18 protein-coding genes, 3 pseudogenes and 1 other annotated feature are annotated in these 13,995 nt (G+C 49.4%); of the genes and pseudogenes, 8 read left to right on the top strand and 13 right to left on the bottom strand.

What is annotated here, in order from left to right; all coding sequences use genetic code 11:
- Positions 1-2: 2 nt before the first annotated feature.
- The 4 genes and pseudogenes from cbeA to BGE37_RS25405 all read left to right on the top strand — a co-directional run.
- Positions 3-371, top strand: a complete 369-nt coding sequence (cbeA, locus tag BGE37_RS04730; protein ID WP_001285585.1) for a type IV toxin-antitoxin system cytoskeleton bundling-enhancing antitoxin CbeA — start codon at positions 3-5, stop codon at positions 369-371.
- Positions 372-459: 88 nt separating this feature from the next.
- Positions 460-836: pseudogene (gene cbtA / locus BGE37_RS04725) on the top strand (type IV toxin-antitoxin system cytoskeleton-binding toxin CbtA).
- Positions 833-1,036, top strand: coding sequence for a DUF5983 family protein (locus tag BGE37_RS04720; RefSeq protein ID WP_097758064.1), 204 nt, complete (start codon positions 833-835; stop codon positions 1,034-1,036). The pseudogene cbtA and the gene BGE37_RS04720 overlap by 4 nt, the downstream one beginning before the upstream one ends.
- Before the next feature lie 33 nt (positions 1,037-1,069).
- A pseudogene (locus BGE37_RS25405) lies at positions 1,070-1,162 on the top strand (DUF957 domain-containing protein); the annotation flags it as partial.
- A gap of 288 nt (positions 1,163-1,450) precedes the next feature.
- Here the strand turns inward: BGE37_RS25405 and BGE37_RS04710 are convergent.
- A pseudogene (locus BGE37_RS04710) lies at positions 1,451-1,588 on the bottom strand (transposase domain-containing protein); the annotation flags it as partial.
- Positions 1,589-1,650: 62 nt separating this feature from the next.
- Here BGE37_RS04710 and BGE37_RS04705 point away from each other — a divergent pair.
- On the top strand, positions 1,651-1,833 hold the full coding sequence (locus BGE37_RS04705; protein WP_001016348.1) for a EutP/PduV family microcompartment system protein: 183 nt from the start codon (positions 1,651-1,653) through the stop codon (positions 1,831-1,833).
- A 100-nt stretch (positions 1,834-1,933) separates the two neighbouring features.
- Here the strand turns inward: BGE37_RS04705 and BGE37_RS04700 are convergent, their stop codons facing one another.
- The 4 genes from BGE37_RS04700 to dacD all read right to left on the bottom strand — a co-directional run bounded on the left by BGE37_RS04700 (position 1,934) and on the right by dacD (position 5,449).
- Positions 1,934-2,263, bottom strand: coding sequence for a DUF496 family protein (locus tag BGE37_RS04700; protein ID WP_000450409.1), 330 nt, complete (start codon positions 2,261-2,263; stop codon positions 1,934-1,936).
- A gap of 171 nt (positions 2,264-2,434) precedes the next feature.
- Positions 2,435-3,493, bottom strand: coding sequence for an FUSC family protein (locus BGE37_RS04695; protein ID WP_096310216.1), 1,059 nt, complete (start codon positions 3,491-3,493; stop codon positions 2,435-2,437).
- Between the two features lie 197 nt (positions 3,494-3,690).
- Positions 3,691-4,164 (bottom strand): DNA gyrase inhibitor SbmC, encoded by a 474-nt coding sequence (gene sbmC / locus BGE37_RS04690; protein WP_001394439.1) that lies wholly within the window; start codon positions 4,162-4,164, stop codon positions 3,691-3,693.
- A 118-nt stretch (positions 4,165-4,282) separates the two neighbouring features.
- Positions 4,283-5,449 (bottom strand): serine-type D-Ala-D-Ala carboxypeptidase DacD, encoded by a 1,167-nt coding sequence (gene dacD / locus BGE37_RS04685; protein ID WP_001320295.1) that lies wholly within the window; start codon positions 5,447-5,449, stop codon positions 4,283-4,285.
- Between the two features lie 208 nt (positions 5,450-5,657).
- Between dacD and sbcB the strand changes: the two genes are divergently transcribed.
- The gene (gene sbcB / locus BGE37_RS04680; RefSeq protein WP_075051297.1) at positions 5,658-7,085 is read left to right on the top strand and encodes an exodeoxyribonuclease I; all 1,428 of its coding nucleotides are present in this window, start codon (positions 5,658-5,660) and stop codon (positions 7,083-7,085) included.
- Positions 7,086-7,127: 42 nt separating this feature from the next.
- On the opposite strand, the gene tsuB is transcribed toward sbcB, so the two are convergent.
- The 8 genes from tsuB to yefM all read right to left on the bottom strand — a co-directional run bounded on the left by tsuB (position 7,128) and on the right by yefM (position 12,615).
- Positions 7,128-7,355 (bottom strand): thiosulfate utilization sulfurtransferase TsuB/YeeD, encoded by a 228-nt coding sequence (gene tsuB / locus BGE37_RS04675; RefSeq protein ID WP_096310218.1) that lies wholly within the window; start codon positions 7,353-7,355, stop codon positions 7,128-7,130.
- Positions 7,356-7,368: 13 nt separating this feature from the next.
- Positions 7,369-8,427: a thiosulfate utilization transporter TsuA/YeeE gene (tsuA, locus tag BGE37_RS04670; RefSeq protein ID WP_074511709.1), complete on the bottom strand. Its 1,059-nt coding sequence runs from the start codon at positions 8,425-8,427 to the stop codon at positions 7,369-7,371.
- Positions 8,428-8,605: 178 nt separating this feature from the next.
- The gene (plaP, locus tag BGE37_RS04665) at positions 8,606-9,964 is read right to left on the bottom strand and encodes a putrescine/proton symporter PlaP (protein WP_024198437.1); all 1,359 of its coding nucleotides are present in this window, start codon (positions 9,962-9,964) and stop codon (positions 8,606-8,608) included.
- Positions 9,954-10,016, bottom strand: coding sequence for a membrane protein YoeI (gene yoeI / locus BGE37_RS04660; protein ID WP_010723108.1), 63 nt, complete (start codon positions 10,014-10,016; stop codon positions 9,954-9,956). Before yoeI ends, plaP begins: the two co-directional genes overlap by 11 nt.
- A 214-nt stretch (positions 10,017-10,230) precedes the next feature.
- Positions 10,231-11,160 (bottom strand): LysR substrate-binding domain-containing protein, encoded by a 930-nt coding sequence (locus BGE37_RS04655; protein WP_000803351.1) that lies wholly within the window; start codon positions 11,158-11,160, stop codon positions 10,231-10,233.
- 45 nt (positions 11,161-11,205) lie between these two features.
- Positions 11,206-12,030 (bottom strand): SDR family oxidoreductase, encoded by an 825-nt coding sequence (locus BGE37_RS04650; protein ID WP_000754737.1) that lies wholly within the window; start codon positions 12,028-12,030, stop codon positions 11,206-11,208.
- An 82-nt stretch (positions 12,031-12,112) separates the two neighbouring features.
- Positions 12,113-12,367 (bottom strand): type II toxin-antitoxin system mRNA interferase toxin YoeB, encoded by a 255-nt coding sequence (gene yoeB / locus BGE37_RS04645; protein ID WP_000767829.1) that lies wholly within the window; start codon positions 12,365-12,367, stop codon positions 12,113-12,115.
- Positions 12,364-12,615 carry a YoeB-YefM toxin-antitoxin system antitoxin YefM gene (gene yefM, locus BGE37_RS04640; RefSeq protein WP_001259255.1) on the bottom strand — a complete coding sequence of 84 codons (252 nt, stop codon included), beginning with the start codon at positions 12,613-12,615 and terminating at the stop codon, positions 12,364-12,366. Before yefM ends, yoeB begins: the two co-directional genes overlap by 4 nt.
- A 282-nt stretch (positions 12,616-12,897) precedes the next feature.
- Here yefM and hisL point away from each other — a divergent pair, with 282 nt between their 5' ends.
- Together hisL and hisG are read left to right on the top strand one after the other, a co-directional pair.
- Entirely contained in the window at positions 12,898-12,948 is a 51-nt protein-coding gene (gene hisL, locus BGE37_RS04635) for a his operon leader peptide (protein ID WP_001364200.1), read from the top strand.
- Positions 12,924-13,047, top strand: a sequence feature (His leader region). It overlaps the preceding gene by 25 nt.
- Positions 13,048-13,093: 46 nt before the next feature.
- Positions 13,094-13,993, top strand: a complete 900-nt coding sequence (gene hisG / locus BGE37_RS04625; protein ID WP_000131782.1) for an ATP phosphoribosyltransferase — start codon at positions 13,094-13,096, stop codon at positions 13,991-13,993.
- Positions 13,994-13,995 lie beyond the last annotated feature (2 nt).

Here is a 13,995-nt window from a genome sequence, read left to right as displayed (position 1 = left end):
TCGTGTCAGACACACTCCCCGGGACAACACTTCCCGACGACAATCACGACCGCCCCTGGTGGGGGCTGCCCTGCACCGTGACGCCCTGTTTCGGGGCACGTCTGGTGCAGGAGGGTAACCGGTTGCATTACCTTGCCGACCGCGCCGGTATCAGAGGCCTGTTCAGCGATGCAGATGCGTACCACCTGGACCAGGCCTTTCCGCTGCTGATGAAACAACTGGAACTCATGCTCACCAGCGGTGAACTGAATCCCCGCCATCAGCATACCGTCACGCTGTATGCAAAAGGGCTGACCTGCAAAGCCGATACCCTCAGCAGTTGTGGTTACGTTTATCTGGCTGTTTATCCGACGCCCGAAATGAAAAATTAACTCTCCAGAATAGCCTTCTGCTACGGCCTGGTGTTTTCACCACGCCACTTTTCCATTTTTATATCTGCATATCAGGAAAATCTTCAGTATGAAAACATTACCTGTATTACCCGGGCAGGCGACCAGTTCTCGCCCGTCTCCTGTTGAAATCTGGCAGATACTGCTGTCCCGACTGCTGGACCAGCACTATGGCCTCACACTGAATGACACACCTTTTGCCGATGAACGTGTGATTGAGCAGCATATTGAGGCAGGCATTTCACTGTGTGATGTGGTGAACTTTCTCGTGGAAAAATACGCGCTGGTGCTACCGACCAGCCGGGATTCAGCGCCTGTACCCGCTCTCAGTTAATAAACAGCATCGATATCCTCCGGGCTCGCAGGGCGACCGGCCTGATGACCCGGAACAATTACAGAATGGTAAATAACATTACCCAGGGCAAGCATCCGGAGGCAAAACGATGAAACTGGCCCTGACGCTGGAAGCCGACAGCGTTAACGTGCAGGCACTGAACATGGGGCGCATTGTCGTTGACGTCGATGGAGTTAATCTCAGTGAACTGATTAATAAGGCCGCTGAAAAAGGTTATTCACTCCGCGTGGTGGATGACCGTGACTCTACCGAAACACCGGCAACTTATGCCAGCCCTCACCAGTTGCTGTAAGACAATGCAGTGATGCAGGGTATAGTGCCATTAACCACAGAAACAGCACTGTTGTCCTGTATTAAGCAGGCAAGAGAAGATGTCCTTACCCTGCGCCATCTGCAGCTTCTGCACCAGAACCGGTGAATCTCACTCAACAGGCTTCATTTCCCCTGACGCCAGCCTGAATACAGCTGGCGTTTTCATTTATAAACAGAAAGGAAAACCGATAATAATGGAATGGACGCCCCGACCATGAAGCAACGGTAGGATATTACTGATAAACCTTCCAGTGGAGGTGCGTTATGGCCGTTTTAACGATTAGCATTGACCTGACAAAAAATGAATTCCAAATCCACGGTCTGGGTAGGAACAGAAAAATCTAAGCTCAGAAAACGGATTAAAGTAAGCGTCAACGGAGCACCGTATTGACGCTTATTTATTGGTGAGAACTACGTTCCATGGCAGGAGTTCGTCAACACGGTTGGAGGGCCATTCCGGCAGTATGCTCAGAATATGGCGCAGATACGCTTCCGGATCGATACCGTTCAGACGGCAGGTGCCTGCTTTTCCGGCAACAAGCAGGAATCTCAGCGCTGAAGCAGGAATTAGAGGTAAAAACGCCCTACCGGGCCATGAATCACCCGGTCATTGGAGTAGTAACCAAAGCAGATTTAGCCAGCATGGAACAAATATCTTTGGTGAAAAGTTGGTTACGGGAAGCTGGAGCGCACAACGTGTTAGTAACCAGTGCAGTTAATAACAATGGAGTTACAGAACTTTTTGCCTTGCTGCATACAGAAGAAGGCTGTTGTTAATTTCGATTGGTTCTCAGATGAGAATGATGACGGTGATACACAGATAAGAATCAATGAGCAATGAGGGTTGCCGGGCAACCCTCATTGAATAAAACGGGAATTACTTCGCTTCGCCGTTTTTCATTTCGCCCATAGCTTTCAGCTTTTTGGAGATATCGCGGCGTTCTTTGGAGAGCTCGGCATTTTTGATGATGTAATCGTCAACGCGATCTTCATAGTCACCTTTCATGCTGGCGATGATGCCCTGGATTGCTTCAACGCTCATCCCTGGCTTGATGTAATCGCTCAGGTTGTCCAGCAACAGGACGCGCTTCTGGTTGTCACGGATCTTTTTCTCAACGTCCTGAATTTCACGTTGCAGTTTGTTCTTACGACGGAACAGACGAACAAATTCCAGTACGTCCTGGAATGAAGGCTTGGTAGTTTCCATTTTTATACCCCTGATAATGTGAGAGTCGGATTCGTTTAAGCAACCGCTATTCGTTAGGGCCAACATTACTCATAGCTGCCGCAGATGACAATGCTTTTATCCCTTTTCACTATCATACCCTTTATCCTTGCTGAATCGAAGCAGCAGCAAGATGATTCTGAAGTTCAGGAATTATTTGCGCAAGGCCCGGCAAATCAGATTCGATAGCAACTCAAGCTGATGTGCCGTTTCCATGTTCAGCCACACATAACCATAGATTGGTGTTTCCACAACCTTCAGGTCATGGTGGTTATTCAGCAACTGACGCAGCTCTTCCACAGCATCGTTCAATTTTTCCGTATTGGCAAAAACCGGCTGCGGATTACCTTCGTACAGCGCATGAACAAGGCTCAGCAGTATTTGCTGCATCATATGCTGGGTATCACGAAGTTTTTGCGCGTTCAATAACACGAAATGGCTGGGGCGCGTGGCCCAGTATGCATTGATTTGCAACTCCAGCATACAAACCAGATTGCGATTAATGGTCTGGATACCTTCATATATCGATTTTGGAATACGGGTTTCTTTGCTGGCGGGCGCAATCAGCCCACGCATTTTCACGGCATCGGTCAGGAGTTTTTGTAGATGGCTTTCCAGACGCGGGCGTTCGAGTAAGTTCGGTGAGAATGCAGATTGATAGACCCGATTATACTCGGTCAGACTTTTTGCCAGTTGAATGCGCCAGTGGATGAACGCCCGTTGTGGCCAGATACCGGTAAACAACATTGCCAGTAAAGAGCCGAGGATCACATCGCCGCTTCGCCATAACGCCGTATTAATTTCACCTGTCGGGGAACCAACAACAATTGCCAGCGTCACCCCAATCAATAAACCTTGATACGGTTTCTTGCCCAGCGCCAGCCAACCGCAAAGAAACATAGCCGCCGCGCACCAGACTAACATCAGCGGTAACGAGATTAACTCCAGTTGCAGAGCGATAAGACCTAAAATCGACCCCAACACCGTACCGCCAATACGTTCGAATGCGCGAGGGACAACGTTCCCCCAGAACGAGACTGGCCCCATAATCACCACCATGGTGACCAGCGGCCAGGTGCTTTCCGGGATAGTAAACAGGCGGATAATGAGAAAAGTGAGCAGGAATGCCAGCGCGACCCGAGTACCATGCACAATGCGGTAATGGCGGTATACCCGGATTTCAAACGGGCTTAATGACTTATCGGCACGCACGCAGAAACTCCGTAATGAAGATTAAAAGCGCTCATAACTCATCTGTCGGCCAGAAGGCGCGCCTCTGAATTATCCGACGGACAAACCGGGAACAGTGTAATTTCCCGGCAGGAGCGAAAAAATTGAAAGGCGCATCTTACTCTTTTCGCTTTCAAAAAAAGAGTGGTCTTCGCGTCAACACACCGCCCTGAGATGAATTAGTGATGTTTTGGCTGCACCGCAACATACATTTCGATATCCCAGTACCCATCTTCCGCGCCATTGTTCAAGTAAACCTCGAAGCAGGGCTTTGGTAACATTTCATAAGCACTGTCCTGCAAGAGGCTATTAAAGAACTGATACCAGGGTTTAGCAAAATCATCACCGACTACACGAGCCACCGCCACCGCATATTGACCACCTGAAATTTCTGTCAGAATGACGCCCTCACTGTTTTCGGGGAGCGTAAAGTTATTCGGTACCGTCACGACGGTGTCGCAGCGTAATTTTTCGGCGGGTGTTTCATCCGGATTGTCGTAATAGACAGCAACCCACTCCTTCGGCACAATATTTTTGCTATCTACCCACATCATCAACTGCTCAAAACCTTTCTTTACCGTCTGTTCCCGCGGGCCAACGAGATGGAAACCTGCAACGGTACGTTTATCTTCCTGCTTAATCTCGTAGTTCATGACGCCTCCATTATTACTGTTTTTATATACAGTATAGTTGCAATATTAAAACCACAAGGAATGAGTGTTGATTATGCGAGCAGACTCGCACTCCTGCCAGTCTGCTGCAAAAGAAAGGTCAGGCCTTATGGTGGAAATAATCACTCAGGCGAGAAAACATGCTGCCTTCCCCGACAGATTCCAGGGTAACCAGCGGCCAGTGCGCCACCTGTTTATCACGGTCGTAAAGTTCAATTTCCCCTACCCGCTGATGGGCGCTAATTGGCGCGGTGAGCTCTTTACCATTAAGGGTATATTTGGCTTTGATATGTGGAATTTCGGCTTTCGGTAGCACCATCCAGAACTCTTGTTCCGTTCCCAGGGCGATATTTTCTTTATCACCATACCAGATGCGTTCCGTACCGACCTTTTTCCTACGGTGCAAAATTTGCACCGTAGTAAAGTTTTGTTGCCCCCAACGCAGTAATTTTTTTGCCTCTTCCTCACGACCTTTTGCGCTGTCAGCACCCATTACCACTGCAATGAGGCGACGCTGCCCGTCTACAGCCGAAGCAATAAGATTAAACCCGGCACCAGAAGTATGGCCCGTTTTCAGGCCGTCAACATTCATGGTCTTATCCCACAATAACCCGTTACGGTTTTGCTGGGTGATACCGTTCCAGGTGAGGCTTTTCTCACTGTACATATGATAAAACTCGGGCTCGCCGTGGATGATAGCGCGAGAAAGCACGGCTAAATCATAAGCCGAGCTATGCTGGCCAGGTGCATCCAGACCATGCACTGTTTCAAAATGCGTATCCTTGAGATGCAGCTTCTCGGCATAGTTGTTCATCATTTCAACAAACTGCCGTTGCCCACCGGCAATATAGTCAGCCAGAGCAACACACGCGTCATTTCCGGAATCCACAATTAAACCTCGGCTTAAATCACGTACCGATACGCGATCGCCCTCTTTCAAAAACATCAGTGAAGAACCGACAAACACCGGATTATCTTTCGCCCACGCATCACGCCCCACGGTGACAATATCGTCTGGCGTAATGCGATGACTATCGATAGCGCGATCCACGACATAGCCCGTCATCAGCTTTGTCAGGCTGGCGGGATTGCGCTGTTGATGCTCATTACCCGCGGTGAGAATCTGACCGGTGGTGTAATCCATCAATACCCAGGACCCGGCATGAATCTCTGGAGGCTGAGGTGAAAAAGGAATGTTTTCCGCCGCAAAACCAGACGATAAATTAAAAACGAACAAAGAAGCAGCAATAATAAGACGGCGTTTCAACAGCAAACCCTCAGGTGTTTCAAATAGCTGTTCTTTTTACGGAAATACTTATGAACTGGCTGGAATAAAGTGCAAGAAAATGTGACTACTATCTCATTTTTATCTGACATGATCTGTTGTCACTCGCTGCCAAATTGTCGCGCTAAAGCTGATTAGCACGGTGATATTTGATACTCTGGCAGACAGCAGAAATAACGGATTTAACCTAATGATGAATGACGGTAAGCAACAATCTACCTTTTTGTTTCACGATTACGAAACCTTTGGAACGCACCCCGCGTTAGATCGCCCTGCACAGTTCGCAGCCATTCGCACCGATAGCGAATTCAATGTCATCGGAGAACCCGAAGTCTTTTACTGCAAGCCCGCTGATGACTATTTACCCCAGCCAGGAGCAGTATTAATTACCGGTATTACCCCGCAGGAAGCACGGGCGAAAGGAGAAAACGAAGCCGCGTTTGCCGCCCGTATTCACTCGCTTTTTACCGTACCGAAGACCTGTATTCTGGGCTACAACAATGTGCGTTTCGACGACGAAGTCACACGCAACATTTTTTATCGTAATTTCTACGATCCTTACGCCTGGAGCTGGCAGCATGATAACTCGCGCTGGGATTTGCTGGATGTTATGCGTGCCTGTTATGCCCTGCGCCCGGAAGGAATAAACTGGCCTGAAAATGATGACGGTCTACCGAGCTTTCGCCTTGAGCATTTAACCAAAGCGAATGGAATTGAACATAGCAACGCCCACGATGCGATGGCTGATGTGTACGCCACTATTGCGATGGCGAAACTGGTAAAAACGCGTCAGCCACGTCTGTTTGATTATCTCTTTACCCATCGTAATAAACACAAACTGATGGCGTTGATTGATGTTCCGCAGATGAAACCCCTGGTTCACGTTTCCGGAATGTTAGGGGCATGGCGCGGCAATACCAGCTGGGTGGCACCGCTGGCGTGGCATCCAGAAAATCGCAATGCCGTAATTATGGTGGATTTGGCAGGAGACATTTCGCCATTACTGGAACTGGATAGCGACACATTGCGCGAGCGTTTATATACCGCAAAAACCGATCTTGGCGATAACGCCGCCGTTCCGGTTAAGCTGGTGCATATCAATAAATGTCCGGTGCTGGCCCAGGCGAATACGCTACGCCCGGAAGATGCCGACCGACTGGGAATTAATCGTCAGCATTGCCTCGATAACCTAAAAATTCTGCGTGAAAATCCGCAAGTGCGCGAAAAAGTGGTGGCGATATTCGCGGAAGCCGAACCGTTTACGCCTTCAGATAACGTGGATGCACAGCTTTATAACGGCTTTTTCAGTGACGCCGATCGCGCAGCAATGAAAATTGTGCTGGAAACCGAGCCACGTAATTTACCGGCACTGGATATCACTTTTGTTGATAAACGAATTGAAAAACTGTTGTTCAATTATCGGGCGCGCAACTTCCCGGGGACGCTGGATTATGCCGAGCAGCAACGCTGGCTGGAGCACCGCCGCCAGGTCTTCACGCCAGAGTTTTTGCAGGGCTATGCTGATGAATTGCAGATGCTGGCACAACAATATGCCGATGACAAAGAGAAAGTGGCGCTGTTAAAAGCGCTTTGGCAGTACGCGGAAGAGATTGTCTAATTTGAAGCCTCCGCCGCTGGTAAGGCGGAGGTCAATGTTGAGTCAGGCTTTTTGAACGGTGATGCTCCACGCTGCATCGCCAATCTGCTGATAATCGGTGATGGCATGTCCTTCTTCTGCCGCCCACTGTGGGATTGCTTCAGTTGCCTGGGTGCAATCAAACTCAATTACCAACTCATCGCCGCTGGCTATTTTTGCCAGTGCTGCTTTTGCTTCTATGAGTGGAAACGGACAGACCTGCGTCACCACATCCAGCTTTTTAATCGCCATCTTTACACCTTACTTAATTTGCCGCAGCAGTTGCCAGTCGCGCCTTACGCTGCGGTCGAACATACACAAGCCAGGACGCAGTCCAGACTCCGAGAATCATAAATACAAGGCCAACCCAGCCCTGCCAGGTCATCATTGCAGTCATAACCAGTCCATTACCGATAGAGCAACCACCTGCAATACTGGCACCGAAGCCCATCAGTACACCACCTAACCCGCTACGTAATGTTGTTTGTGCATCAGCTGCGCGAACGCGGAACTCACGGCTCGCTTTGGCTGCAATAAATGACCCCACGAAGATCCCTAACACCAGGAAAACGCCCCAGTTAATGTATTTCACGTCACCCGCGACCAGAAATTGCAGAATATTGGCCGTTGGGGAAGTGATTCCTAACCCAAACATGCGTCCGGTTGCTTCACTCAGGGGCCAGGCTAAAAGCGCAATCAAACCGATGAGTACAGCAGTGACAAAGGGATGCCAGCGTTTTTCAAACAGAATATGAGCGATCCCGGTTCGGCGCGGCGGTAAGGTCGCGACTTTGAGTTTTGGCTTCTTCAACTCTTTCATCACCACCCAGAGCGTTATCACCAGCAAAACGGCAACCAACGGCCACACAGACAAATTAAAAGTCTCAGCAATAGAGTTATGTTCAGTACTGTAGTGCTGCAAGGTTTGATTTAAACCACTGGCATGTGGAGAACGCATCACCGCACTCATCACCATATAAGTGAAAAGCGCGATCCAACTGCCGATCAATCCCTCACCCGCGCGATACCAGGTCCCGGTGGCACATCCACCCGCCAGAACAATTCCCAGCCCGAAGATATACCCACCTATAACAGTACCAAGCCACGGGAACGCCCCGGCTTCGTAAGTCAGTAGGCCCGCCTGAATTAACGCAAAAACCCCCACGCTTTGTACCGAAATTGCAATCAGCAAGGCGTAAAACATGCGATTATTTTTCGCGATATACATATCGCGAAAACCACCTGTCAGGCAAAAACGCCCACGCTGCATGACAAATCCCAGCAGAGCACCACAAATTAGCCCGCTTAATATCATTGAAAACATAAATTAATTAACCAGATGAATGTTAATAGGGAAATTATTCATGACTGGTGGAATGCAGACCAATAACCAAATTCTCTAAATTAGAACAAATGGTTATTAATGAGGATTTCGATAAAAAAGAATAAAAAAACCGGAGCCAAATATTCATTCGACTCCGGTTTATTATTAGAAAAGATGATTATGCTACGTCTTCGTACTGCGGAACCGGGTTACGGAAGCTCTTGGTGACACAAGCCAGGTAAATCAGACCGATAGCCGCCCAGATCAGACCCAGAACCATTGAGCTTTCTTCCAGGTTAACCCACAGCGCACCAACGGTCAGCGCACCACACATCGGCAGGAACAGATACTGGAAGTGATCTTTCAGCGTCTTGTTACGCTTCTCACGGATCCAGAACTGCGAGATGACCGACAGGTTAACGAAGGTGAACGCCACCAACGCACCAAAGTTAATCAGCGCCGTAGCCATTACCAGGTCGAAGTTGATTGCCAGCAGGGCAATCGCGCCAACCAGGATGATGTTCATCGCCGGAGTACGCCATTTCGGGTGTACATAACCGAAGAAGCTTTTCGGGAATACGCCGTCACGACCCATTACGTACATCAGACGCGCTACGCCTGCGTGCGCCGCCATACCGGACGCCAGTACGGTAATGGTGGAGAAGATCAGCGCGCCAACCTGGAACGCTTTACCCGCAACGTACAGCATGATTTCAGGCTGTGACGCATCCGGATCTTTAAAGCGAGAGATATCCGGGAAGTACAGCTGCAGAAAGTAAGTTGCAAAGATGAAGATCATGCCGCCAATCAGCGCGGTCAGGAAAATCGCACGCGGGATCACGCGCTCTGCATCTTTGGTTTCTTCCGACAGATTGCTGATGCCGTCAAAGCCGGTAAAGGAGAAGCACAGGATTGTCGCCCCGGTAATCATCGGGATAACATGCGCATCGCCAGACCAGAACGGACGAGTGCTCGCCAGCGTACCAGCGCCTTCACCTTCAAATACGCCATAAACAACCATGCCCAGAATCACCGCGATCAGCACTACCTGCAACACGACGATTACAGTGTTGAAGTTCGCTACGGATTTCAGACTACGCAGGTTAAAGGCGGTCATAAAGGCCACCAGCGCCACCACAAATATCCACGATGGGATGGAAGGCACCAGAGCTTCAAAATAAATTTTCGCCAGCAGAATGTTGATCATCGGCGCGAACAGATAGTCGAGCAGAGAAGACCAACCCACCATAAAGCCGACAGTCGGGCTAATGGATTTCTGGGCGTAAGTGTATGCAGAGCCAGCAGAAGGATAGCGGCGAACCAGCTTCCCGTAGCTCAGAGCCGTAAACAGGATCGCAATCAATGCGAACGCATAGGCTGTCGGCACATGACCATCCGTGAGGCCTGAAACGATACCAAAAGTATCAAACAGCGTCATCGGCTGCATATAGGCAAGACCCATCATTACAACCGGAACTAACGTAAGCGTTTTACGCAATTCCACGCGAGAGGTGTTTGGAGTAACGTTATGCGACATGGTCATTCTCCTTTACGGTGATAACCGTCGCGTAAGCAAAAAATTGCCCCATTTTTTTGGATTCCTCAGCGACAACAACTGTCGATTTTTAGTAAATATCTATCCGGTACGAAGCCCGGCCTCTTGGTATGAATGATTGGTTTGAAGCAAAAAATAACCGACGCTGATGAAACGTCGGTTTTTAGTCATTTTTTGACAGCGGCGCATTGTGCCTAAATGGGGGGGAAATGACAAGAGAATGAGAGGCTTGTCATAATAATTTTTCTTTAAATGGCTGATTTTCCGTCATCAGATTTTGCATAAACACCGGCGATCGCACTATTTGCTAAAATTTCATCCCGCCACCAGCCGCTGGCAAGCCCTGCGGTCTGTTCGTTCCAGCCAATCCAGACGGGTTCAAAGAGAGTTTGGGCGACCACTTTCTTCTCTATTAACGCGCCACTATCGAGAAAACGTTGTGCCAGATAACGGGGTAAATAGCCGCAGCCGAGGCCGCTAATTTGCAGCTCCAGCTTGGTTTTAAAATCGAAAACGGTAATGGCTTCTTGTTCGTCGAGAAGTTGTGAGGCCGTAGAAGCGCCTGCCTGCGCAGTATCCCCCACCACAATCGCCCGATATCGCTTAATAATACGACGGTTTAACGGCTCTTCTTCCAGGGCTAACGGATGATGAGGCGCGACCGCAAAGACTTGTTCCAGATCGCCCAACCGTGAAAAACCAAACTCACTGGAAGATGGTGGCTCATGCATCGCGCCAACAATAATATCCGCTCGCCCCTGAGTCAGGGCATCCCAGGAACCACCGAGTACGCCATTGATAAACTTCAGGCGCGTCACGCTATGATGTTGATAAAAAGCTTCAATCAGTGGCGCAAGCAGAGAAAAAGGAAACGTGTCGTCCACGCCAATCACCAGCTCGTTTTCCCAGCCTTCATGCAGTTTGATCGCCTGCTTTTCCAGTTCTCGCACGGTATGCAGAACTTCCCGCCCTTTCTCTAATAACATTTTTCCGGTACGGGTGAATTTAGCGCGGTGACCGCTACGATCAAGCAATTGAATATTAAGGTCGCTTTCCAGCTTGTGAACGGTGTAACTCAGAGCGGACGGCGTCTTATAGAGTTTGGCCGACGCCGCCGCAAAACTGCCTTCTTTTTCTAAGGCATCGAGGATCATCAACACATCCAGCAGTGGTTTCATACACGCCCCCTTGCAGTGCATGCGGCGTCCTGCTGGCGTGATCGTTTACTCCAGCGGCATTACCAGCGGATCGGGATACTGGTATTCAAATCCCAGTTCATTACAAATCCGACTGCCATCAATAATCTTACCTTTGCCGCTGTCCAGACTATTTCTGAACTGCGGAGGTTCCAGCCCCAGTAAACGGGCCATCTGCGGGTAGAAAACATTACGCGCAGGGTGAGCTGGCGCACATATATTATAGATGTGTCCGCCTTTAGGTGCCTGTAACAACAGAGTGATAGCGCCAATAACATCTTCTAAATGGACTAAATTAACACCATGTTCACCATCAGGCGCGGTTTTTCCGGCAAAGAAGCGTCCGGGATGACGTCCCGGTCCGACCAGCCCCGCAAGACGCAGAATATCGACCGAAGTACCGGGTAAATTGTGCAGCCAGTCTTCGAGTTCTTCTAATACTCGTCCACTGTTGGTTACCGGATTACGCGGGGTAGTTTCTTTCACCGTGCCTTGCGCATCGCCATAGACAGATGTTGAGCTGGTGAAAATAATGCGGGGAATACGATGGGCCAGCGCGCTATCCACTAACTCTTGTACCGCTTGTAAATAGAACTCATCGCCGGGGCCGCTACGACGTGCCGGAAGCGTAATGACCAGCGCATCGGCATCCATCAGGGCATCCAGATCGTCAGAATCGCAAACTAACTCAGGCTCCATGCGAAGCAGATAGCTATCAATGCCACTCATTCGGGCCGCTTCGACACCATCTTGTGTGGTTTTACTCCCGGTGACTTGCCAGCCTCGCGCTGAAAGTGACATCGCCAGCGGCATGCCTAACCACCCTAACCCGACAATTGCGACCTTTTTCATCCGTTATCTCCTGATACACCTTAGATCTATAAGGCTACGCTAGCGTATCAAAACTGACAATTCATTCTATGAATGAATCTGTTCAATAATGATAACGACATGCTGCAATGAGCAGTGAATCGTCGGTAACCGCGTATACCAGACGGTGCTCCTCTGTAATGCGTCGGGACCAGAAACCTGACAAATTATGTTTCAGGGGTTCTGGCTTCCCCTTACCTTCAAATGGCGTTCTGCGGGTATCTTTGATAAGTTCATTGATCTTTTTAACAATTCGCTTATCTGTTTCCTGCCAGTACAGATAATCATCCCATGATTCCTCAGACCAGATTAGTTTCACTCAATAATGTCCTTTTCTGTTCCTTTGCCTGATTTCAGGCTATCGATTGAGTCCATCAATCTCCGGGCGTTAGCGGGGGAACGCAGTAGATAAGCCGTCTCTTCCAGCGAGTTGTATTCTTCGAGTGACATCAGAACACAAGCCTCTCCATTCTGACGAGTAATAAGGATCGGGGCATGATCTTCAACGGCTTTCATCATTGTTGCCGACAAATTCTGACGCGCTTCGCTGTAGCTAATTGTACGCATGTCAATCTCCTCTTTTGTACAGTTCATTGTACAATGATGGGCGTTAATTAACTATTTATTAATTAGTTTGTAGATCAAGGTATTGTCAGTGAGACGAAAATCCAGGCTTCGCTATTTTTGGTGCCGTCAGCTTAGAGGACAGTCCTCTTAGCCCCCTCCTTTCCCCGCTCATTCATTAAACAAATCCATCGCCATAAAATATATAAAAAAGCCCTTGCTTTCTAACGTGAAAGTGGTTTAGGTTAAAAGACATCAGTTGAATAAACATTCACAGAGACTTTTATGACACGCGTTCAATTTAAACACCACCATCATCACCATCATCCTGACTAGTCTTTCAGGCGATGTGTGCTGGAAGACATTCAGATCTTCCAGTGGTGCATGAACGCATGAGAAAGCCCCCGGAAGATCACCTTCCGGGGGCTTTTTTATTGCGCGGTTGATAACGGTTCAGACAGGTTTAAAGAGGAATAAGAAAATGACAGACAACACTCGTTTACGCATAGCTATGCAGAAATCCGGCCGTTTAAGTGATGACTCACGCGAATTGCTGGCGCGCTGTGGCATTAAAATCAATCTTCACACCCAGCGCCTGATCGCGATGGCAGAAAACATGCCGATTGATATTCTGCGCGTGCGTGACGACGACATTCCCGGTCTGGTAATGGATGGCGTGGTAGACCTTGGGATTATCGGCGAAAACGTGCTGGAAGAAGAGCTGCTTAACCGCCGCGCCCAGGGTGAAGATCCACGCTACTTTACCCTGCGTCGTCTGGATTTCGGCGGCTGCCGTCTTTCGCTGGCAACGCCGGTTGATGAAGCCTGGGACGGCCCGCTCTCCTTAAACGGTAAACGTATCGCCACCTCTTATCCTCACCTGCTCAAGCGTTATCTCGACCAGAAAGGCATCTCTTTTAAATCCTGCTTACTGAACGGTTCTGTTGAAGTCGCCCCGCGTGCCGGACTGGCGGATGCGATTTGCGATCTGGTTTCCACCGGTGCCACGCTGGAAGCAAACGGCCTGCGCGAAGTCGAAGTTATCTACCGCTCGAAAGCCTGCCTTATCCAGCGCGATGGTGAAATGGAAGAATCCAAACAGCAGCTGATCGACAAACTGCTGACCCGTATTCAGGGTGTGATCCAGGCGCGCGAATCAAAATACATCATGATGCACGCACCGACCGAACGTCTGGATGAAGTCATCGCCCTGCTGCCAGGTGCCGAACGCCCAACCATTCTGCCGCTGGCGGGTGACCAACAACGCGTAGCGATGCACATGGTCAGCAGTGAAACCCTGTTCTGGGAAACAATGGAAAAACTGAAAGCGCTGGGTGCCAGTTCAATCCTGGTCCTGCCGATTGAGAAGATGATGGAGTGATC

This window comes from Escherichia sp. MOD1-EC6300 (genome assembly GCF_002965045.1).
Taxonomy (GTDB): domain Bacteria; phylum Pseudomonadota; class Gammaproteobacteria; order Enterobacterales; family Enterobacteriaceae; genus Escherichia; species Escherichia coli_F.
Note: the sequence above shows the minus strand (reverse complement) of the source record. Positions and strands in the feature narration are given on the sequence as shown.

Excerpts from the sequence above, each read along its gene's own strand:
- sbcB (WP_075051297.1), top strand. The coding sequence starts at position 5,658 with ATGATGAATGACGGTAAGCAACAATCTACCTTTTTGTTTCACGATTAC.
- yefM (WP_001259255.1), bottom strand. The coding sequence starts at position 12,615 with ATGCGTACAATTAGCTACAGCGAAGCGCGTCAGAATTTGTCGGCAACA.
- BGE37_RS04650 (WP_000754737.1), bottom strand. The coding sequence starts at position 12,030 with ATGAAAAAGGTCGCAATTGTCGGGTTAGGGTGGTTAGGCATGCCGCTG.
- tsuA (WP_074511709.1), bottom strand. The coding sequence starts at position 8,427 with ATGTTTTCAATGATATTAAGCGGGCTAATTTGTGGTGCTCTGCTGGGA.
- plaP (WP_024198437.1), bottom strand. The coding sequence starts at position 9,964 with ATGTCGCATAACGTTACTCCAAACACCTCTCGCGTGGAATTGCGTAAA.
- tsuB (WP_096310218.1), bottom strand. The coding sequence starts at position 7,355 with ATGGCGATTAAAAAGCTGGATGTGGTGACGCAGGTCTGTCCGTTTCCA.
- BGE37_RS04655 (WP_000803351.1), bottom strand. The coding sequence starts at position 11,160 with ATGAAACCACTGCTGGATGTGTTGATGATCCTCGATGCCTTAGAAAAA.
- BGE37_RS04705 (WP_001016348.1), top strand. The coding sequence starts at position 1,651 with ATGAATCACCCGGTCATTGGAGTAGTAACCAAAGCAGATTTAGCCAGC.
- sbmC (WP_001394439.1), bottom strand. The coding sequence starts at position 4,164 with ATGAACTACGAGATTAAGCAGGAAGATAAACGTACCGTTGCAGGTTTC.
- hisG (WP_000131782.1), top strand. The coding sequence starts at position 13,094 with ATGACAGACAACACTCGTTTACGCATAGCTATGCAGAAATCCGGCCGT.
- BGE37_RS04720 (WP_097758064.1), top strand. The coding sequence starts at position 833 with ATGAAACTGGCCCTGACGCTGGAAGCCGACAGCGTTAACGTGCAGGCA.
- BGE37_RS04700 (WP_000450409.1), bottom strand. The coding sequence starts at position 2,263 with ATGGAAACTACCAAGCCTTCATTCCAGGACGTACTGGAATTTGTTCGT.